Genomic DNA, 20,418 nt, shown 5'->3' with positions numbered 1-20,418 from the left:
CACCGCACCCTGCGCCGGACTCGAACATCTCCGAGCGAGCCGAAGGCTTCCGGTCAGGGCGTGCCGAACTGGTGGTGGTTGGTGACGGTCGCCTGGTTCAGCGCCGCGGTATAGATGGCGACCTCGTCGATCGTGCCGTCGAAGTACGCGGGTGAGTTGGGGTCCAAGGTGTTCAGCGCTGCGCCGATGGAGAAACCGTACGGGTCCATTACCGTCGCGCGGACGGCAGCCTGCGGCGCCAGGGCGACGCCGTCCACGTAGAGCCCGATCGAGGTGCCGTCATAGGTCTTCACGAGATGGTGCCAGAGGCCGTCGTTGACGGCGGACGCCGGCGTGAACGTCTTGTCCGAGCCCGAACCTCCTGCCCAGGCCGTCATCGACGCCCCGCCGGCGTTCAGGCTCAGGGAGAACTTCTGGTTCGTCGCCGGCGTGCCATAGTCGAACAACATCTGCTGCGACGAGCTCGTCGTCTTGAACCACAGCTCCACGGACCGGGGCGAGGCGCCGACCGGGAGACCAGTTGTTCCAGCCGCCTGCTGGAAGTCGTTGAGGCCGTCGAATCTGGCGGCCGTGTCGGTGCTGCCGGCAAGTGCTCCGGTGACGCCGAGGGTCACGCCGTTCTTGTAGTCGGCGGTGTTGGTGCTCAGGCTGTCCGCGGCGCGGGGGTACGTCGACAGGTTCACCTGGAAGTTGTCCAGCTGAAGACCGGTTGTGTCGCTCTGCCCGAGGATCGCAGCGGTCGATCCGAGTCGAACGCCGGCCCGACCGGCGGGACTGATGGGAGACGGGTCGGACACTGTTGCGATGACGACACCATTGACGAACAGGCGGATCGTCGATCCGACCATGTCCAGCCGGAGCCGGTAGGTCTGCCCGGCAGTCAACGACTGCGGGACTGTTGCCAACGAGCTGCTGCCGCCGTCGACGTTTCGGCGCAGCTCCCACTGGGCGACGCCCAGTGCGGCGATGTGGTACCGGGCGAGATAGAACGTGCCGGTCAGACCGCTGCCGAGCTGGATGCGGCCTTCAATGCCGACGTCGTCAATCGCCAGGAGCGACTTGACGGTGATATCGGCCTCGACTGAGTAGTCGGGGCTCGACGGGGTGGCCGAGGTGTAGTAGCTGGCCGCCCCGGTGAGCGCCGCAGTCTGGCGAAGCCGGCCCTGAGCGGTGATCACGCCGGTGTTGAGGTCCGCCCCCCACCTGGTCCAGCTGGTATCGGTGGTGTGGACCGACAACTCCGTGCCGGTCGGGGCAGTGAACTTGTCTGCGGAGATGAGCTCGGTCGTGCTTTCGCCGAAGCGCCAGAGGCTGAGAGCGCCAGTTGTCGTGCTGACGGCCCCGGCGTAGCTGACGATGGCGACGTTCGGGTTCGTCGCGATGTACTGGTTGCCCACCAGGTCGGTGATGACGTAGCGATACCTGTAGCAGATATCCGTCGTCACCTGGTTGTCGACGTACGGGGAGGCGGGGTTGAGCGGGCCGATGTCGACGAAGGCGCTGTAGCTGCCGATGGCTGGGCAGATGCCGGCGTTCGAGGCTGCCGCGGATCGTTGGAGTTGCCGGCCGGCGATGCCCGACCCGGTGTCGGTTCCGGAGGTGAACGAGATCTGGACCGACTTGCCTGGCTGATAGCCCGCCGCGTAGCTCACGGTGCCACCGGTCGGTGCGGTGGAATCGTCGACGAAGGTCAGCGGCAGAGTGCTCGTGTTGCCGGCGACGTCGCGACCGCTGATGGTCTCGGTGGGTGAACTGGTCGTCGCGACCGGCCAAGTGAATGGGGTGGATAGATACGGCCCACCCGCGGGCGTGGAAACGGTCGACGCGCTGTGCGTCCAGGTCGGCCCGCCAGTCAGGGGCGTCGTCGTACTCGAGGCAGGCCCTGATCCGGCGTCGGTCACTGCGTTGCGCAGCCGGAAGGAGCCCGCGGCCGTCCCGCGGTAGAAGATCGTGTCACCGCTGAGGGCGGCGTTGCCCGCGACAACGGCTACGGTGACGGCGTTCGTGGGGGCGATGAGGTCCGACGCGACCTGATTGCTCTTCGCACTCTCGAGGCCGCGCCAGTTGATCCCCACGCGTGGTGTGACGGAATAGACCCACTGCCCCGAGGGCACCGCCGAGTCCGTGCACGTCGTGGCCGTGACTGTGCAGACGAGTTGCGGAGTCTGGGTCGCGACGTCATACCGGGTGACCAGGTAGTTCGCCACTGCCGTGCCGTTCGCCAGGGTGCTCGCGGCCCAGTCGACGGTCAGTGTGTTCCCGACCCCGCTGGCGGTGGGTGTCGCGCCCTGGTTCACCGTCGTTGCCGCGGCTCCGCCCGCTCCGGCGGTGGAACCGCTGGTCCAGTACGCCGCAGCGTTGCCGGCGACCAGCATCATGGTGACGGCGACAACAACAGCAATGCCGGTGAGGCGCCAGGGCTGGCGGAATCGGGTGGAATGGCGCGCAGCCGCATGGATCGTCATCAGCCGGCCAACAGGAATACGGTGAATCCTGCGCCCTGGCAGGCGTTCGCCGCGGCGGCGGCCATCGTCAGCGCAGCGGGTAGATTCAGCGGCAGGGAGCCGTTCACAGCACCGACCTTCGCGGGTATGGTCCAGCCGGCTCCGCCATTGGTTTGCCGGGTGTAGCTCAGCGTTGAGACGCCACATCCGGCATGGGCGGTGTCGACGGCGAACCCGCCCGTCCCGGCGCCCGTGTCCAAGGACAGCTCGGTGATCCGGACGCCGAACAAGTTCGGGTTGGAGATCGTCAGCGCCACGCCGGCGGTACCGCCCGGACTGAGCTGGGTGGTCGCCGTACCGGCGGTCATCGTGATCGACAGCGCTTCCCCAGCCGTGCCGGCCGCGCTTCCATCACCTGATCCGGGCCAGTAGGCGTCGGCGGTCACGGCAACGACGGCAGTGAGCATGCTGAGGGCGAAGACGACGAGCGGGAAGGTGAGCCATCGACCGTGTCGCCGTTGGAGTGTCTTGCTCATGATGTCTCCGAGGTCTCGTCGGCGGTACGTCGATGTCGAGCAGCCAGTGGGGTGGCGGCCTCACCCGTCACCCCACTGGCTGGTGTACAGCCGGGCTGCTACGCGGCGGTGATGGTGAGGTTGATGGTGGTGTTCTTGCAGTCGTCCTGGTTCGAGGTGGTGTTGCGCAACTGGACCGTGCCGCTCAGCCTGCCCTGGTACGTCGTAGCGGCATCCCGGGTGAAGGCGGAGTCGCCGTTGGGAAGATCAAGGCCTACCGCGCTCGGCTGAACCACGGCAAAGTCGGCAGTCGTGCACACTTCGGCAACCGCGCCGGCCGCATGGTCGGCGGCAGTGGTTCCGGTGCCTGTGCCGGATGCGTTGATGTAGGTGACGCTCGCCTTCGTGATCGTCACCGAGGTGATGTACTGCGGTGTGCTGGCGGTGTTGGTGATCGTGTAGTTGACGGGCTGCGCCGCGCTACCCGGCGTCATGCCGCTGACCACGCCGTTCTGGGTGACCGTCATCGCGGTGCTGGTGCCGGTGGTGCCCGTTGCGTCGCCCTCGCCACTGGTGGTCCAGAACGCGTAGGCGATACCGCTGACGGCGAGTACCGCGAGGGCGGCCAGGGGAATGAAAACTCGCTTCTTCCTCAGGATCTTGAACATCAGAATCTCCTTCGTGGTGCACGTGATGCTGTTGAGTCGCGTAGACCTGGCTCGGGCGGAGGCGCGTCGGTTCCGCCTGGTCCTGAGACTGCGGCGCCTGTGGTGCGGGCGCCGGTGCCGTCAGGTTGCAGAACAGGTGTCATTTCTGCGCAGGTCCGCACCCCGGTCGCCTGGTTGCTTATAGTGCAGAGGTCGTCACACGGGGGTGGCACAGATGCTCGAGCAGCCGACAGAATTGCCGGTGGGATGGCTTGAGGTGGCTCCGGACGCCATCGTGGGCGTCACGTCCGACGGCCTCATTGTTCTGGCGAACGCCCGAGTCGAGGCCTTGTTCGGCTACACCCGCGAGGAGTTGATCGGCCGGACGGTAGAGGTCCTGGTGCCGGAGGGCGCCCGCCCACTGCACCCGGCGAAACGGGCTCGGTACGTCGTCGATCCCCGGCCGCGGCTGATGGACGGGAGCTCCGAACTCACGGCCCGCCGCAAAGACGGCACTCAGTTCCCGGCCGAGATCTCGCTGTCGCCGATCGCGACCGAGAATGGGACCATCACCTTCGCCGCGATCCGCGACGTCACCGAGCGGCGCGAACTGCAGGCCGAGCGCGAGGTACTCAGGGCTCAGGCGGACCGAGAGCAGGCGGAGAACCGGTCGCACCAGTCGCAACGACTGGAAAGCCTGGGCCAGCTCGCCGGCGGTGTGGCACACGACTTCAACAACCTTCTCTCCGTGATCCTCAACTACGCCTCGTTCGTCGAAGAGGAGATCAAGGCCGTGCGCGGTGCCGACCAGGGGCGCTGGGATGCGGCCTTGAAAGACCTTCAGCAGATCCAGGGCGCAGCCGAACGCGGTGCCGGGCTGACCCATCAGCTGCTCACCTTCGGCCGCCGGGAGGTAGTCAGGCCCCGGGTGCTCTCCCTCAACGCGGTCGTGAGCAACGTGAAGCACCTGCTCCAGCGGACCCTGGACGAACAGATCGACCTGGTCGCCGAGCTGGCGCCGGATCTGTGGCCGGTGATGGCCGATCCCGGCCAGATCGAGCAGGTCCTGGTCAATCTCGCGGTCAACGCCCGGGACGCGATGCCGAACGGTGGGGTACTGCGGATCGACACCGCGAATGTCGTTGTGGACAAGGCCTATGCGGCGAACCATCACGGCCTCAGCCCGGGTCAGTACGTCCGGCTCCGGCTGAGCGACAACGGCAATGGCATGTCGGCGGAGGTGATCGAGCACGCCTTCGAACCGTTCTTCACCACCAAGCCGAAGGGCGAGGGCTCGGGCCTCGGGCTGGCAACGGTCTACGGAATCATCATGCGAATGGACGGGTTCGTACAGATCATGTCCCGGCCAGGGGAAGGCAGCACCTTCTTCATGCTGATCCCGGCCACGGTGGTCCCGGCGGACGATGTGGAGGCCGCAGAACATGAGCCGCCGCCCCAGTCTGCCGGCCGACCCTCCGTCGGGGGCGAGACCATCCTCGTGATCGAGGACGAGGACGCCATGCGCGAGGTCACCCGCCGCGTGCTCATGCGGAAGAGTTACCGGGTACTGACCGCGCCCGACGGTGTCACTGCGCTGGAGTTGCTGAGCTCGACCGACGAACCGATCCAGTTGCTGCTCACCGATGTCGTCATGCCGCGCATGCTGGGCAAGGACGTGGCGGACAAGGTCTCTGTGCTACGGCCCGGCATCCGCGTGCTCTACATGTCCGGCTACGCACAGCCGGTGCTGACCTCGCAAGGGACCTTGCAGCCGGGCGTCGCCTTGATCGAGAAGCCGTTCTCACAGACGGAGCTGCTCAAGATGGTCCGCGCCGTTCTGGACGCGCCTGGCCCAGCGGCGAACTGACTACCTGGGTGCCGGTCCCGTTATCGCCGAGGGCCGCCCTGATCGCCTCCACCAGCTGAGCTGGGGTGAACGGCTTCTCGAGGAAGCTTGCGTCCGCGCCCACAAGTCCCCTGCCGACCGCGAGCTCCTTGGGCAATCCGGAGACGTAGACCACGCTCAGGTTCGGGTGGAGGCCGGTCAGCTGTTCTGCCAACGTGGATGCGCTGATGTGTCCGGGCATCCACACATCGGTGAGCAACAATCTGATCGGACCGCCCACAGCCTGCGCGGCACGCAGGGCGGCCCGGGCGTCGGAGGCAGCGAGGGCCGAGTAGCCGCACTTGGTGACGATCCGCCGGATCGCCTCCCGGATGTCCTCGTCGTCGTCGACGACGAGCACGATGTCCGCTGCGGCCATACACCTTCCCCTGATCCATGGACTTGCTGTCAGGACTGTCCAGGGTCATTCTCACCCAAGGTAAGCGAATCGCGACTCATTGCTGATGTATCGACTATAGTGAAGGTCGGGCCGCGGCGTACTCGAGGATGCCGCGCCCGGCACAAGCGGACAGGCGAGACAGATGACAACAGCGCGACTCGACATCGGCGCAGGCGGTCGGCCTGTCTCGACGCGGGCCGATCTGCAAGCAGTGCTCGCTCTGCTGGCCCCGGCCATGGCCATCCGCAGCAGGGATGACGCCCACGGGGTGGTCGCTCGGTTGGCGGAGGTGCCCAGCATCAGCTCCGCGCGACTCGACGCAGCTTGGGTCGGTCCGCCTTCACACGCAGCGACCGACCTGGTCTGGCTGATCGGAACTGGTTGCGACGGGCAACTGCTGTCGGTTCGTACGACTGGCGCGGCGACCGACGATGCGCTGCTGACAGCACTCGGCGCATTCGCAGAGGTTCTCGCCGAGCGGGTGAGGCATCCCGACGGCCCGGCTGCCGGCAACGACTTCGTCGCTGCCGTGTGCCATGCATTGCGGGGCTCACTGACATCGTTGATCGCCTTCTCCGGCTTCCTGACCGACGCAGCGGAGGGCGAACTGACCGAGGAGAATCGCCAGTTCGCCGAGATCATCCGGCGTACCAGCGATCGCATGCTCGCCGTCATCGACGAGTTGGCTCTCATCGCTCGGCTGGAGTCAGGGGAATTGCAGTTGGACCTGGCGCTCGTCTCTATCCCTGAGCTGGTGCGGGCTGTCGTAGCCGAGCAGCAACCCCGCGCCCGGTCCGCGGCGGTCGCCCTGCGCGGCGAGGATGTCGACGGACCGCGCATCAGCTGTGATTGGGGCCGCCTGCACCAGTTGCTGACCAGTCTCGTCATCAACAGGCTCGATGTCGCCACGCCAGGCGGCGCCGTGACACTCCGGGCCGTGCCGGCGCCCACCGGTTGGCGGATCGAGGTCACCGACTCCGGCACCGGAAATCCCGAGGGTGATCTCGACCAGCTTTTCACCGCCTTCCACCAGACATCCAGCCGGCCGCGGCCTGGTACAGCCGCGACCGGGCTCGGACTGGCGCTGAGCCGGGCGATCACGGAAAGTCACGGGGGCACCATCCGGGCCGCCAACACGGGCAGCGGCATCACGATCAGCGTGCGGCTTCCCTGGCGGCGACCGGGTGAGCGGTGATGAGCCGCGTCCTGGTGATCGAGGACGATGCCGACGTCGGGCTCGCGCTCGGTGTACTTCTTCGCCGGTCAGGTTACGAGGTGGACCATGTCGAGGACGGGCGGGCGGGTCTGCGGGCCGTGCACTCCCTGCGCCCTGATCTCCTGGTGCTCGACATCGGGCTGCGGGATATGGACGGCTGGCAGGTTCTCGAGCGGGTCCGGGACATCAGCGACCTGCCGATCCTCATCCTCAGTGGACATGGCCAGGAGGCCGACAAGGTCCGTGGACTACGGGCAGGAGCAGACGACTACCTCACGAAGCCGTTCGGCAGCAACGAACTGGTGGCGCGACTGGAAGCCTTGCTGCGCCGGACGGTGCCGCCGACCTGGGCGATCGAGGTCTACGACGACGGCCGGCTGCGGATCGATCCGCAGCAGCGATCGGTGCGGCTGGACGGTCTAGACGTGCGACTGACGCCGACAGAGTTCCGCCTGCTGGCCGTCCTGGTCCGGCACCGGGGCTCGATCCTGAACCCGACCCAGTTGCTTGCCCAGGTGTGGGACGACCCCAGCGGTCTCGGCCTGGAACGGGTGAAGTTCGCCGTTCTCCGACTCCGCCGAAAGCTCGAATCACACGATTCGACGTGTGTGCAGATCGAGTCTGTTCGCGGCTTCGGCTACCGCTTCCGCGGCGCGGCGTGACAGCAACCGGGCGTCATCAGCCCGGCAAATTTATTGCGTTGCTTCGCAGCACCAGAGCGCCATAGCGTTCGTTTCCTCATGAGTAGGTAGGACGGGCCCTATCCGCGGCCGTGAGTCAACAGATCGGAGATGCGGACTGCGATGACTTCTCATCTTTTCGCGCTTTGCTTTGATGCAAACGAGCCGGTTCGTCTCGCGCGGTTCTGGGCTGGGGTCCTGGGCTGGGAGATGGCTGACGACGAGATCGCGATCCTGCCGAACGACGACACCGGGTTCCGGATCCGGTTTGCTCCGACCGAGGAACCGAAGGCCGGTCCGAACCAGACCCACTTCGATCTGACGAGCAATCTCGAGCCCCAGCAGGTGATCGTCGAGCGGGCACTCGGACTTGGCGCCCGGCACATCGACGTCGGTCAGCTGCCTGAAGAAGGTCACGTCGTACTCGCGGACCCCGAAGGCAACGAGTTCTGCGTCATCGAGGCGGGAAACAACTTCCTTGCCGACTGCGGATTCATCGGAGCGCTCTCGTCCGACGGCACCCAGGAGGTCGGGTACTTCTGGAGCAAGGCGCTGGACTGGCCGCTGGTCTGGGACCAGGACGAGGAGACCGCGATCCGCTCGCCGCACGGCGGTCCGAAGATCACCTGGGGCGGTCCCCCGGTGAGCCCGAAGCTCGGCAAGAACCGGCTGCACTTCGACCTCGCTCCCCCGGCCGGCGGCGATCAGCAAGCCGAGGTTGACCGTCTGATCTCACTCGGCGCCAAGCGCATCGACATCGGCCAGGGCGACGTCGACTGGGTCGTCATGGCCGACCCCGACGGCAACGAGTTCTGTGTGCTGGCCCCACAACATTCTGCCACTCCCTCAGCAAAGGGATGAGTGCATTTGTCGGGCCTTGAGGTCTGCGGTTTGGCTACTCGTAGCCAGTTGCAGGGGCGGAGGCCGAGCGGTGGAGGTCCTGAAAACTTCTTGCCGATCGCTTGTCGTATCGACCGGACGCCGTTCGTAGCGTAGGTGGAGGCGGACAGCGGGTCCGCTGGAGCTGAAGGAGCAGACATGCCCGAGTACCTCATCTACTTCAACCAGCAGTGGGTGGGCGACCACACCGAGGAGTGGTTCGGCGGGCGTGGGCCACTCGCCAGGGCGGTCGTGGACGAGATGAAGGCTGCCGGCGTTTACGTCTTCGCCGGAGGGCTGGAGGAGGAGGACGGCCCGGTCTACAGCGCCGACCCCACCAGTGGCGACGTGTTGATCACCGACGGACCGTACGTCGAGACCAAGGAGTATCTGGGCGGGTTCGCGCTGGTGAACGTGGCCGACGACGAGGCCGCCAAGATGTGGGCGGGCAAGGTCGCGGAGGCATGCGGTTGGCCGCATGAGGTCCGCCGCTTCAAGCCGCAGCCTCAGGCCGGCTGACTCCATCGCGCGACCTCATCGTGGAACGGCTGCCGTTCCACGATGAGGTCGCGGAACCCTTCAACGGGTCGTGTTGAGAGCGACGTCGACGATGTCGGCGCGCGGCGACAGCGAGCGTGCTTCGCCCAGTGGCACCCACTGGGCGAACTCGACACCGCCACCCGGCATCGACCAGCAGGCCGGCGCGTGGTCATTGCCGACGAACCAAGTCAGCAGGATCTTGTCCGAGTCAACGATCACGGCGTACGCCGCCAGCCTCGTGTCGTACTCGCTGAAGTGCACCGCTACAGCGCCTTCGCGTAGCAGCGGGTCAGCGGCTGGTCGACGTACTTGCCCCACGGCGCCGCCGGGACGTATCCGCTCGACTCATACAGCGCAATCGCCTCGGGCTGCGCGCACCGCGCGACGAGCTCGGCGAACGCGGATCCCAGCAGCACGGCCAGCCCGGCGTCACCAGGCGCCCGTTCCTCGATGACGCGATCGATCCGGAAGCTCATCCACGGATGCTAGCCGCCGTAAAGCAGCCGACACAAAAGAAAAAGCAAGGAGGAAATACTCTCCTTGCCATGTCTAACTTATAGCGCATGGGGGGACTTGCCGCAAGGCCCGGTCTGTGCCGCAAAATTGCGGACCGTACGCCAAAACCTGCGGAAATTGGAGTCGCTGAATGCGTGTGGTGTTGTCGACGTATGGGTCGCGCGGGGACGTCGAGCCGCTGGTGGCGTTGGCGGTTCGGTTGCGGGAGCGAGGCGCGGAGGTACGGATCTGTGCACCGGCGGATGAGGACTTCGCGCAGCGGCTCGCGGGTGTCGGCGTAGCGATGGTGCCGGTCGGCCCGTCAGCACGAGCGCTGACAAAGTCGGCGCCGAAGCCGTCATCCATCTCTCAACGCGCGGCCGAGGTCATCGCCAGCCAGTTCGACGCTGTCACCGCCGCGGCCGAGGGATGCGACGCCCTGGTGGCGACCGGGATGACGCCGGCCGCGGCGGGCGCGCTGTCGGTTGCCGAGAAGCTGGGCATCTACTCCGTGTCCGTCACATTCCAGCAGCTCACCGTGCCATCGCCGCATCGCCCGCCACTGACCTATCCAGGCCGGGCGTTCCCGCCGGAGGTGACCGACAACCGAGTCCTGTGGGACTTGGATGCCGAGAGCAACAACGTGCTGTTCGGTGATGCGCTCAACACCAACCGGGCGTCGATCGGTCTGCTTCCGGTGGACGATGTACGCGCGTACGTCCTCGGAGATCAGCCGTGGCTGGCAACAGACCCGGCACTGGACCCGTGGCGGCCGAATCCGGAGCTCGACGTCGTACAGACCGGAGCGTGGATTCTGCCGGACGAACGCCCACTTCCGGCCGACCTCCAAGCGTTCCTGCGCAACGGCGAACCGCCCGTGTACGTCGGCTTCGGCAGCATGCCGATGCGGGGATCGTCGGACGCCGCTGAGGTGGCTATCGAGGCGATTCGCGCGCAGGGCCGCCGTGCGATCGTCGGGCGTGGTTGGGCCGACCTTGCCCTGATCGACGACCAGGACGACTGCTTCGCCGTCGGCGAGGCCAATCACCAGGCCTTGTTCAGCCGGGTGGCAACCGTCGTACACCACGGTGGAGCAGGTACGACGACAACGGCCACCCGGGCCGGAGCGCCTCAGGTGGTCGTACCCCAGGGAGCAGACCAGCCGTATTGGGCCGGACGAGTGGCTGAGCTGGGCATCGGCGCGGCACACGACGGACCGACGCCGACCTTCGAGTCGCTGTCGACAGCGCTCAAGACGGCCCTAAGCCCCGAAACCGCCGAGCGTGCGACCGGCATGGCCGCAACGATCCGCACTGACGGCGCAGCAGTCGCCGCCAAGCTGCTGCTCGAGAGGAGTCGATGACCATGAGTCCCCTGACCACCAGCGCGTTCGACCTTCCCGACAACCTCTCCCCCAAGGCCGACCCGACCCTGATCGCCGGCGACGAGCAGCACTTCGCAGCCATCGCGACAACGCTCGAGCAGTCGATCGCGGACCTGTCCGACCGACTGGACGCCACCCGCAAGGCCCCCGGCGGCTCCGGCCAGGAGGCGCTGGACCGGGACCTGGAGATCCACCGGCTGACCTCTCGCCTTCGCACGCTGCGCCGCTTCGGCCTAGATCTGTGCCTCGGACGCATCGTCAGCGCGGACGACGGCGAGACCGTGTACGTCGGCCGGCTCGGCCTCACCGACAGCGACGGTCGCCGGCTGCTGATCGACTGGCGCTCCCCGGCGGCCGAGCCGTTCTTCGGCGCGACCCACGCCAACCCGATGGGCCTGGCAAGCCGCCGCAGGTATCGGTGGACGCGCGGCCGGATCAGCGACTACTGGGACGAGGTGTTCACCGAAGACGGGTTCGAGGGCCACGCCGCGCTCGACGACCAGTCAGCCTTCATCGCCAGCCTGGGCAGCAACCGCTCCGACCGGATGCGCGACGTACTCGGCACCATCCAGGCCGACCAGGACGCCATCATCCGGGCGGGATCCCGGGGCGCTCTCGTCGTCGACGGCGGTCCAGGTACAGGCAAGACCGTCGTCGCCCTGCACCGCACTGCCTTCCTGCTGTACTCCGACCCACGCCTCGGGCACCGCCGTGGCGGCGTACTGTTCGTCGGTCCGCACCAGCCCTACCTGGCCTACGTCTCCGACGTCCTGCCGAGCCTCGGCGAGGAAGGCGTGCAGACCTGCACCCTGCGGGATCTCCTCCCCGAGGGAGCCACGGCACCGGACGAAGAAGACCCGACTGTGGCCGCGCTCAAGTCTTCCGCGGACATGGTGAAGGCGATCGAACCGGCCGTACTGCTCTACGAAGAGGTGCCGGCCAAGGGGATGACGGTCGAGACGCATTGGTCCGACATCCGGCTCAGCCCTGCCGACTGGGCCGAGGCGTTTGGATCCGCAGATCCGAGTACGCCGCACAACGAGGTGCGCGATCAGGTGTGGGAAGAGCTGCTCACGATCCTGATGGACAAGCACGCGGACGAGTACGACGATGACGACGTCTCGGAGGAGATGCTGCGCAGATCCCTTCAGCAGAACGAGGATCTGGTCGATACCTTCAACAAGGCGTGGCCGCTGATCGAACCGACTGACCTGGTTGGCGATCTCTGGTCGGTGCCGGCGTACCTGCGGATGTGTGCTCCGTGGCTGAGCCCGGAGGAGGTCAAGAAGCTGCAGCGCGCGGATCCCCAGGCGTGGACGGTGTCCGACCTGCCGCTCCTGGACGCGGCGCGGCAGAGGCTCGGCGACCCGGAGGCTTCCCGGCGGAAGCGCCGGCAAAAGGCGGTCGCCGCGGCCGAACGTGAACGCATGGCCGATGTCATCGACCACATTCTCGAGGCCGATGACGACAACGAGGGCTGGGTGCCGATGCTGCGCGGGCAGGACATCCGGGAGGCCCTGATCGACGAGACCGCGTTGCCCACCGCCGACCCGGATCTGCTCGCCGGCCCGTTCGCGCACATCGTCGTGGACGAGGCTCAGGAGCTGACCGACGCCGAGTGGCAGATGTTGCTGCTCCGCTGCCCGTCCCGCAGTTTCACCATCGTCGGGGACCGGGCTCAGGCCAGGCATGGGTTCGCGGAGTCGTGGCAGGAACGGCTGGAGCGGATCGGGCTCGACCGGATCAACCTGGCGTCCCTGAGCATCAATTACCGGACGCCGGAAGAGGTGATGATCGAAGCCGAGCCGGTCATCCGTGCGGTGCTTCCGGACGCCAACGTGCCGACCTCGATCCGCAGCAGCGGCGTGCCCGTCACGCACGGATCCACCGCTGAACTGGAGTCGATCTTGGATGCCTGGCTCGCCGAGCACTCCGACGGCATCGCCTGCGTGATCAGCGCCAAGGACATCGAGTTCGGTACGACGCTCCGCGTCCGCTCGCTGACGCCGGAACTGTCGAAGGGGCTCGAGTTCGATCTCGTCGTACTGATTGATCCGGAGACGTTCGGCGACGGGATCGAGGGGGCGGTCGACCGCTATGTCGCGATGACCCGGGCGACTCAGCGGCTGGTGGTCCTCACGAGTTAGCTCACGCCGACGGTCTGGTGCTCGGGCTCCACGACGGCGACGATGCGGTCGAGGTCCCGGGAGTACGGCGCACCGATGTACTTCGCGGAGATCTGGTCGATGATCTCCCAGGCCGGGTCACCCTCGATCCATTCGGTGACCCGGCCGCGGATGACGACGGGCTCGAACGGGTTGTCGGCGGGTGCCAGGGACAGCGCCACCCGCGGGTCGCGGCGGAGGTTGCGGGCCTTGCGGGAGTTCGGGCCGGTGAGGAAGACGATCTTGTCGCCATGCGTCGCGACCCAGACCGGAACGGTGTGAGGCGAACCGTCCGGCAGAACGGTGGCGAGGTGAGCAATCGAGGTGCCGTCCAGGTGGCGTCGTACGTCGGCGTTCAGCATCGTCGTAATCCTTTCCGGAGTTCCTTTAGGAGACCGTAGCATGTTGAGTCCCCTGAGGGAACCCCAGTGTGGAGTCGCGGCGTGCGTCAGAGCGGGCGGGAGTTGTGACGTGCCCAGACCAGGGGACGCTCGTGTTCGGGGACTTGGTGCAACTCGCGCACCAGAGCATCGATCTGCGGTGTCATCGTCACCAGAATCGACGCTGCGAATGTCGTCGACCGTCGCGAAGGTGTGCGCCGTACCGGCTGGGACCACGACGAACTCTCCGGGACCGAGCCTCCGTACGTCGGTCCCGAGCGTGACGTCGAGCTGTCCGCTCAGCACAACAAACCCCTCGTCGCCGCCGTCATGAACATGCAGCGGAGCCTGCGGAAAGGGATGCGGCGTCAGCTCCCACCGCCGCATAACAAAGTCAGGCATGCCCCTAACGCTACCCCTCACCCGCTCCCGCCCCCGGCGTCGCCGAACGACGGTTGTCGGCAATCGAGCGGCGGCTGTAACCAACTCTGGGGTGGGCTGTGGCGTCCCATGGGTAAGGGCTACATCCGACTCGGGAGGTCGATCGTGCGTCGAAGGATCAAGGTTCTGGGAGCGGCGGCAGCGTTGACGATCGTGGCGCCGTTGGTGCTGGTTAGTGGGTCGGCGGCGTCGGCTGCCGTCACGACAGCGACGTGTAATGGGATGGCATCGCCCGCGCGATTGGATGCTGTCAGCTATGCCGATCGGCTGGTACGTGCCTGGGGCCGCGGCGATCGCCCGGCGACCGATTGCTACGCGTCCGCGGCAACGGCCCGAACCTTGTTCGGGCAGGCGACGCCGGGTGGTATTCACTGGCGGCGGGTCTCGGCCGAAGGTGCTGCCGGGACAATCTATGTGACCTACCACGACGACGCGCGCGGTGGGAATCTGACCATCGGCGTCCAGAACGTCGGGCTGCGCGAATCGGACGGCTGGCACGCCGCCTACACGGCACGGTTCCAAGAAGAGCCACGCGCCTGGGGCCCGGTCGCCTGGTCCGACAACCTGGTGCGGGCTTGGGGCCGGGGCGACAAGACCTGGATGTCGTACTACGCAACACCGGCGGTGGTGAGCAGCCTCACCCACATCTCCCCCACCGGCGGCCCGTCCTGGCGCCGCGTGGCGGCTGAAGGCGCTGCGGGTACGACGTACGTGACCTACCACAACGATGCCAACGGCCACCAACTCGTCCTCGGCATCTCGAACGTCGGCCTGTCCCAGGGAGACGCCCACGCCGCCTACAGAATCCAGTACCGCTAACCCCGTAGGCTGCCGTGCTGCCAACCGTCCGCCCGGCGGGCCGCTTCGCCATTTCCTCAACGCCGTCTTGTTCACTGCTCGTTGACGGGGAATGGTGGGCGAATGAACCCGCCGACGCTTGACGGCCTCGAATTGGAGGCGAAACCGCACGCGCAGTTTCTGGCGACCGAGCATTGGAGTCTGCTGGCGACTCGCAGTATGACGTGGAACGAGATCTTCAGCCGGACCGGGACGTACCTGACAGTCCTTTCGGCTACCGTCATCGCGCTCTCGCTGGTGGCGAACGCGACCGGCTTCGGAGAGAGCTTCCAGACGTTCGCGCTGCTGGTTCTTCCGGTGGCGCTACTCGTCGGCGTCGGCACGTACTTCCGCCTGATCGAGGCGGACATCGAGGACGCCTGGCTGGTCATCGGGATGAACCGCCTACGGCACGCATACGTCGAGCTCGCGCCAGAGCTCGAGCCGTATTTCGTCGCGAGCCACCACGACGACGCGCCAGGCATGCTGAAGACCTACAGCTTCCGCAGCCGAGTCGGCCTGACCCACTGGCTCTCAGGATCACCGGTCGTCATCGGCACCATCAACGCCGTCGTCACCGGCGTCCTGGCCGCCGTCATCTGCGAGGCCTCGGGCGCCGGCGACACGCTCCGAACGATCGTCGGTGTCATCACCGCGGTCGTGACCGTGGCCTTGCTCGCCTTCGTGGGTTACCGAAAGATCCGCCACGTCACGCGCGACTACCGGCCGCGCTTCCCAAGCTGATTGGACTCCTGCGTCAGTACGCTCCCCAGATGGCCGACGAAGCAGCGAGGACATTGTCAGACGGCATTGCGGGCGATCTCGAGGCGGCTAAGGTCTCCTTGCGGAACGCGGCGCAGACCGTCGAGAAGACCAAGCTCAGGCTGGAGCAGTCGTCGTACACGCGAACCCTGAGCTACCAGCTCACCGCCGCCTTGAGCACCCGCCAGGTCGCCGAGGACGAGTTTCCCGGCCGGCATCAGTGGAGAATCAGAGCCCGGGACCTCTCGCGCTCCCTCTCCGAGGCCGTCGAGACCGCCCGGCGTACTCTGAGCGGCCCGAGCCTCAACCGTCTCTATTACGCAGGTCCTCCCGCCCTCGGCGAACTGAACAAGGCCGTGAAGAGCCTCGAGAGCGCGCAGCGAGGGCTCGAGTCACTGCAGCAGATCGAAGGACACGACCAGCAATTGGCCAAGGTGCTGTCCGACCGGGTGAACCTGCTCTCGCTGGCCGCCACGAACGCTCGCGACGCCGCACAGACCGCGGTCGCACGTCTTGAGAGCGTCGAGACCAAGCTCAAGTCCGTCGACGCGACCATGTCCCCGGCCCGGCTCGGGGAACCCGAGAAAACGGGTGTTCCGTCGCTCGAGGATGTCCATCAGCGTGCCCACACCGACCTGACCACGGCCGATCTCAAAGTGCAGGAGACCGACAAGTGGCTGACGGTCGCCCGGCATCCCGCCGTCAGCGTGGCCGATGAGAGTACTGCGCTCGCAGCGCATGCCGGGCTCAACCCGCCAGTGTCCCTGGAGAAACGCCAGCCGGCCGCGTCGGGCGAGCAGGAGCGACGATCGGGCTACAGCACCGAGAGCAGCCGCGACCGCGGCGGCCGCGGCTGACCTCAACAACCGAGCGCGTCAGTCCAGGCAGAACTCGTTGCCTTCGGGATCCTGCATGACGATGGTGCCGAAGCCCAGTGGTGGGTCAGGGTCGAAGCGTTGCACTCGCGTTGCGCCCAACGCGACGAGGCGAGAGCACTCGGCCTCCAGCGCCGCCATCCGTTCATCGCCCTGGAGCCCAGGAGCTGCCCGGACATCCAGGTGGACGCGGTTCTTGGCGACCTTGTCCTCCGGCACCTGCTGGAAGAACAGACGCGGACCCTCGCCGGCTGGGTCTTCGAGGGCTGACCGAGTGTTGCGTTCCTCCTTCGGTACGCCGATCCGGTCGAGGAACTCGTCCCACGCGGCCAGCGGGTCGGCGCCCTCGGGCAGCTCGACTCCGGGCGGCGCGGGAAACTCATAGCCGAGCACCTCGCGCCAGAACCCCGCCAGCGCCTGCGGATCGTGTGCATCAAAGGTGACCTGAATGTGCCTGACTCCGTTCATGGGGCCACTCTGACACCTCTAGCGGACAGGATCGGTCCGCTATCTCTGGCAGAGTGAGCCCATGGAGGACGAGCGGGGTACGACGGAGCGGGTGCTCACGCTGCTCGGCCTGCTCCAGCAACGCCAGGTCTGGACGGGCCCCGAGCTCGCCGCCCGTCTCGGCGTCACCCCGCGCACCGTACGGCGTGACGTGGAGCGGCTGCGCACCCTCGGCTACCAGGTTCACGCCAGCCAGGGCGTCGGCGGCGGCTACCAGCTCGGCCCCGGCCAGGACCTGCCGCCGCTGCTGCTCGACGACGACGAGGCGATCGCCACTGCGGTCTCCCTGCTCGCCGGTGCGGGTGGCGAGGTCGCCGGAGCCGGCGAGGCCGCCGTACGGGCGTTGACCAAGCTCGACCGGGTGCTGCCGACTCGGCTACGTCACGAGGTACGGGCGCTGTCCGGTTCGGTCGAGTCGTTCGGCGGAGGCCGGACGCCGGTCGACTCCGACGTACTGATGGCGCTGGCCAGGGCGTGCCGCGACGAGGTCGAGGCTGGGTTCGACTACCCGTCTGGGGATGAGGTACGACGTCGGCGGGTCGAGCCGTATCGGCTGGTCGCGTCGGACCGGCGCTGGTACCTGCTCGCGTACGACCTGGATCGCGACGACTGGCGGAGCTTTCGAGTCGACCGGATGACCGAGGTGGCCGCGCGGACCTGGCACTTCCATCCACGTGAGGCTCCTGACGCGGCGTCGTACGTGCAGGAGAGTGTGGCGAGCCGGGTGTACCGGTACCAGGCGCGCTTCCTGCTGCATGCGTCGGCTGAGACTGTGCGTGCGCAGCTGCCGGCGTCGGCTGCCGTCGTACGAGAGCGTGACAGCGAGACCTGCGAGGTGCTGAGTGGTGCCGGCAGCCTCGACTTCGTGCTCATGCACGTTGTCCTGCTGGGCCACCCGTTCGAGGCACTCGACCCGCCAGAGCTCAGGGATCGCTGCCGAGTGCTGGCGGACAGGTTGCTGTCCGCCAGCACCGAGGTCAGCTGACGTACGACGCCAGGTGCTTGCCGGTGGTGGTCGACTTGGCGGCGACGAGCTCTGCGGGTGTGCCCTCGAAGACGATCTTGCCGCCGTCGTGACCTGCGCCGGGACCGAGGTCGATGATCCAGTCGGCGTGCGCCATCACCGCTTGGTGGTGCTCGATGACGATGGCGGACTTGCCAGAGTCGACGAGCCGGTCGAGCAGACCGAGCAGCTGCTCGACATCCGCCAGGTGCAGACCGGTCGTGGGCTCGTCGAGGACGTAGACGTCGCCCTTGTCCCCCATCTGCGCGGCCAGCTTCAGGCGCTGCCGCTCACCGCCGGACAGCGTGGTCAACGGCTGCCCCAGCGAAAGGTACCCGAGCCCGACGTCAGCCAGCCGGTCGAGGATCTTGTGCGCAGCCGGCGTCTTGGCCTCGCCGTCGCCAAAGAACTCCAAAGCCTCCGTCACCGGCATAGCGAGTACTTCGGCGATGTTCCGGCCGCCCAGCGTGTACTCGAGCACCGACGCCTGGAACCGCCTGCCCTCGCACTCCTCACACGTCGACTCCACCGTCGCCATGACACCCAGGTCGGTGTAGATCACGCCGGCGCCGTTGCAGGTCGGGCAGGCGCCCTCGGAGTTGGAGCTGAACAGCGCCGGCTTCACCCCGTTGGCCTTCGCGAACGCCTTGCGGATCGGGTCGAGCAGTCCGGTGTACGTCGCTGGGTTGCTTCGACGCGAGCCACGGATCGCCGCCTGGTCGATCACCACCACGCCCTCGCGACCGGCGACCGAACCGTCGATCAGCGAGCTCTTGCCGGACCCGGCGACTCCCGTGAGTACGCAGAGCACGCCGAGAGGGAGGTCGACGTCCACGCCCTGGAGGTTGTGGGTCGTCGCACCGCGCACCTCCAGCGCGCCTGACGACGTACGCACGGAGTCCTTCAACCGCGCCCGGTCGTCGAAGTGGCGACCAGTGATGGTGTCACTCTTCCGCAGCCCCTCCACCGTGCCCTCGAAGCAGACGGTTCCGCCCGCCGAACCGGCGCCCGGGCCGAGGTCGACGACGTGGTCGGCGATGGCGATGGTCTCGGGCTTGTGCTCGACGACGAGCACGGTGTTGCCCTTGTCGCGCAGTTGCAGCAGCAGGCCGTTCATCCGCTCGATGTCATGCGGGTGCAGGCCGATCGTCGGCTCGTCGAAGACATACGTGACATCGGTGAGCGACGAGCCGAGGTGCCGGATCATCTTGGTCCGCTGCGCCTCGCCGCCGGACAGCGTGCCCGCCGGCCGATCGAGCGACAGGTACCCCAGTCCGATCTCGGCGAACGAGTCGAGCAGGTGCTGCAGCCCGGTCAGCAGCGGCGCCACCGAACGGTCCTCGAGGCCGCGGATCCACTCGGCCAGGTCGCTGATCTGCATCGTGCAGAGGTCGGCGATGTTCTTGCCCTTGATCTTCGACGACAGAGCTTCCTGGCTGAGCCGCGTGCCGTTACAGTCCGGGCAGATCGTGAACGTCACCGCCCGCTCCACGAAGGCGCGGATGTGCGGCTGCATCGCGTCCACGTCCTTGGACAGGAACGACTTCTGGATCTGCGGGATCAGGCCGCTGTAGGTCAGGTTGATCCCCTCGACCTTGACCTTGGTCGGCTCCCGGTAGAGCAGGTCGTGCAGTTCCTTCTTGGTGTACTTCTTGATCGGCTTGTCCGGGTTGAAGTAGCCGGAGCCGCGGAAGATCCGCCCGTACCACCCCTCCATGCTGTAGCCGGGGATGGTCAGCGCACCCTCGTTCAGCGACTTGGTCTCGTCGTACAGCGCGGTCAGGTCGAAGTCGTTGACCGAGCCCATGCCTTCGCACTTCGGGCACATGCCGCCGTGGTAGACGGCGTTGCGTACGACGGTCTTCTCGCCGGCGCCCTTGTCGGCGACCATCGAGCCGGTCGCGGTCCGCTTCGGGACGTTGAACGAGTACGCCGTCGGCGGCCCGACATGCGGCTTGGCGATCCGGCTGAACAGGATCCGCAGCATCGCGTTGGCGTCGGTCGCCGTACCGACGGTGGAGCGCGGGTTGGAACCCATCCGCTCCTGATCCACGATGATCGCGGTGGTCAGCCCGTCCAGTACGTCGACCTCCGGGCGGTTCAGGTTCGGCATGAACCCCTGCAGGAAGGCGCTGTACGTCTCGTTGATCATCCGCTGCGACTCGGCCGCGATGGTGTCGAACACCAGCGAGCTCTTACCGGAGCCGGAGACCCCAGTGAACACCGTCAGCCGGCGCTTCGGGATCTCGATGTCCACGTCCTTGAGGTTGTTCTCCCGCGCGCCGTGCACGCGGATCAGATCGTGGCTGTCGGCAACATGCTGTTGCGCGGGCGGCTGCGTTCGGGTCCTCGTGGCCATGGTC

General features: G+C 67.0%; 20 protein-coding genes and 1 pseudogene. 11 read left to right on the top strand and 10 right to left on the bottom strand.

The features are described from left to right. Positions 1-53: 53 nt before the first annotated feature. From EV646_RS00380 to EV646_RS00370, 3 genes are all read right to left on the bottom strand, one after another. The gene (locus EV646_RS00380; protein ID WP_132142725.1) at positions 54-2,465 is read right to left on the bottom strand and encodes a LamG domain-containing protein; all 2,412 of its coding nucleotides are present in this window, start codon (positions 2,463-2,465) and stop codon (positions 54-56) included. Then, positions 2,465-2,980, bottom strand: a complete 516-nt coding sequence (locus tag EV646_RS00375) for a hypothetical protein (RefSeq protein WP_199236729.1) — start codon at positions 2,978-2,980, stop codon at positions 2,465-2,467. Before EV646_RS00375 ends, EV646_RS00380 begins: the two co-directional genes overlap by 1 nt. Before the next feature lie 98 nt (positions 2,981-3,078). Further along, entirely contained in the window at positions 3,079-3,627 is a 549-nt protein-coding gene (locus EV646_RS00370; protein ID WP_132142723.1) for a hypothetical protein, read from the bottom strand. 214 nt (positions 3,628-3,841) lie between these two features. Here EV646_RS00370 and EV646_RS00365 point away from each other — a divergent pair, with 214 nt between their 5' ends. Beyond that, positions 3,842-5,473 (top strand): PAS domain S-box protein, encoded by a 1,632-nt coding sequence (locus tag EV646_RS00365; RefSeq protein WP_132142721.1) that lies wholly within the window; start codon positions 3,842-3,844, stop codon positions 5,471-5,473. On the opposite strand, the gene EV646_RS00360 is transcribed toward EV646_RS00365, so the two are convergent. Beyond that, positions 5,424-5,870 carry a response regulator gene (locus tag EV646_RS00360; RefSeq protein WP_132142719.1) on the bottom strand — a complete coding sequence of 149 codons (447 nt, stop codon included), beginning with the start codon at positions 5,868-5,870 and terminating at the stop codon, positions 5,424-5,426. The two genes, EV646_RS00365 and EV646_RS00360, sit on opposite strands and share 50 nt — an antisense overlap. 163 nt (positions 5,871-6,033) lie before the next feature. Between EV646_RS00360 and EV646_RS00355 the strand changes: the two genes are divergently transcribed. From EV646_RS00355 to EV646_RS00340, 4 genes are all read left to right on the top strand, one after another. Continuing rightward, complete coding sequence (locus tag EV646_RS00355; protein ID WP_132142717.1) at positions 6,034-7,086, top strand: sensor histidine kinase; 1,053 nt, start codon at positions 6,034-6,036, stop codon at positions 7,084-7,086. After that, positions 7,086-7,769, top strand: a complete 684-nt coding sequence (locus EV646_RS00350; RefSeq protein WP_132142715.1) for a response regulator transcription factor — start codon at positions 7,086-7,088, stop codon at positions 7,767-7,769. Before EV646_RS00355 ends, EV646_RS00350 begins: the two co-directional genes overlap by 1 nt. Positions 7,770-7,898: 129 nt before the next feature. After that, a complete protein-coding gene (locus EV646_RS00345) occupies positions 7,899-8,648 on the top strand; it encodes a VOC family protein (RefSeq protein ID WP_338419234.1) in 750 nt (249 codons plus the stop codon). Positions 8,649-8,825: 177 nt separating this feature from the next. Further along, complete coding sequence (locus EV646_RS00340) at positions 8,826-9,185, top strand: YciI family protein (protein WP_132142711.1); 360 nt, start codon at positions 8,826-8,828, stop codon at positions 9,183-9,185. A 60-nt stretch (positions 9,186-9,245) separates the two neighbouring features. On the opposite strand, the gene EV646_RS00335 is transcribed toward EV646_RS00340, so the two are convergent. Both EV646_RS00335 and EV646_RS00330 read right to left on the bottom strand, forming a co-directional pair. Next, on the bottom strand, positions 9,246-9,467 hold the full coding sequence (locus EV646_RS00335; protein WP_132142709.1) for an NUDIX hydrolase: 222 nt from the start codon (positions 9,465-9,467) through the stop codon (positions 9,246-9,248). 2 nt (positions 9,468-9,469) lie between these two features. After that, on the bottom strand, positions 9,470-9,682 hold the full coding sequence (locus tag EV646_RS00330) for a hypothetical protein (RefSeq protein ID WP_132142707.1): 213 nt from the start codon (positions 9,680-9,682) through the stop codon (positions 9,470-9,472). 170 nt (positions 9,683-9,852) lie between these two features. On the opposite strand from EV646_RS00330, the gene EV646_RS40510 reads away from it, so the two are divergent. Beyond that, positions 9,853-11,064 carry a glycosyltransferase gene (locus EV646_RS40510; protein WP_132142706.1) on the top strand — a complete coding sequence of 404 codons (1,212 nt, stop codon included), beginning with the start codon at positions 9,853-9,855 and terminating at the stop codon, positions 11,062-11,064. Between the two features lie 2 nt (positions 11,065-11,066). Then, positions 11,067-13,232: an RNA polymerase recycling motor ATPase HelR gene (gene helR, locus EV646_RS00320; protein ID WP_132142704.1), complete on the top strand. Its 2,166-nt coding sequence runs from the start codon at positions 11,067-11,069 to the stop codon at positions 13,230-13,232. Here the strand turns inward: helR and EV646_RS39725 are convergent. Continuing rightward, the gene (locus tag EV646_RS39725) at positions 13,229-13,612 is read right to left on the bottom strand and encodes a PPOX class F420-dependent oxidoreductase (protein WP_241995083.1); all 384 of its coding nucleotides are present in this window, start codon (positions 13,610-13,612) and stop codon (positions 13,229-13,231) included. The two genes, helR and EV646_RS39725, sit on opposite strands and share 4 nt — an antisense overlap. A 225-nt stretch (positions 13,613-13,837) precedes the next feature. After that, a pseudogene (locus tag EV646_RS40865) lies at positions 13,838-14,017 on the bottom strand (cupin domain-containing protein); the annotation flags it as partial. Between the two features lie 159 nt (positions 14,018-14,176). Between EV646_RS40865 and EV646_RS38705 the strand changes: the two are divergent. The 3 genes from EV646_RS38705 (at position 14,177) to EV646_RS00305 (ending at position 16,527) form a co-directional block, all read left to right on the top strand. Continuing rightward, complete coding sequence (locus EV646_RS38705; RefSeq protein ID WP_158290864.1) at positions 14,177-14,890, top strand: hypothetical protein; 714 nt, start codon at positions 14,177-14,179, stop codon at positions 14,888-14,890. 102 nt (positions 14,891-14,992) lie between these two features. Further along, the gene (locus EV646_RS00310; RefSeq protein ID WP_158290863.1) at positions 14,993-15,652 is read left to right on the top strand and encodes a hypothetical protein; all 660 of its coding nucleotides are present in this window, start codon (positions 14,993-14,995) and stop codon (positions 15,650-15,652) included. Positions 15,653-15,681: 29 nt separating this feature from the next. Then, positions 15,682-16,527 (top strand): hypothetical protein, encoded by an 846-nt coding sequence (locus EV646_RS00305; RefSeq protein ID WP_132142698.1) that lies wholly within the window; start codon positions 15,682-15,684, stop codon positions 16,525-16,527. 18 nt (positions 16,528-16,545) lie between these two features. Here EV646_RS00305 and EV646_RS00300 read toward each other — a convergent pair whose 3' ends face one another. Beyond that, positions 16,546-17,013 carry a VOC family protein gene (locus tag EV646_RS00300; protein ID WP_132142696.1) on the bottom strand — a complete coding sequence of 156 codons (468 nt, stop codon included), beginning with the start codon at positions 17,011-17,013 and terminating at the stop codon, positions 16,546-16,548. Between the two features lie 61 nt (positions 17,014-17,074). Between EV646_RS00300 and EV646_RS00295 the strand changes: the two genes are divergently transcribed. Next, the gene (locus EV646_RS00295; RefSeq protein WP_132142694.1) at positions 17,075-18,037 is read left to right on the top strand and encodes a helix-turn-helix transcriptional regulator; all 963 of its coding nucleotides are present in this window, start codon (positions 17,075-17,077) and stop codon (positions 18,035-18,037) included. On the opposite strand, the gene EV646_RS00290 is transcribed toward EV646_RS00295, so the two are convergent. Next, the gene (locus tag EV646_RS00290; RefSeq protein ID WP_132142692.1) at positions 18,030-20,414 is read right to left on the bottom strand and encodes an ATP-binding cassette domain-containing protein; all 2,385 of its coding nucleotides are present in this window, start codon (positions 20,412-20,414) and stop codon (positions 18,030-18,032) included. The genes EV646_RS00295 and EV646_RS00290 overlap by 8 nt on opposite strands. Between the last annotated feature and the right edge of the window lie 4 nt (positions 20,415-20,418).

This window comes from Kribbella antiqua (genome assembly GCF_004345665.1).
GTDB classification, from domain to species: domain Bacteria; phylum Actinomycetota; class Actinomycetes; order Propionibacteriales; family Kribbellaceae; genus Kribbella; species Kribbella antiqua.
Note: the sequence above shows the minus strand (reverse complement) of the source record. Positions and strands in the feature narration are given on the sequence as shown.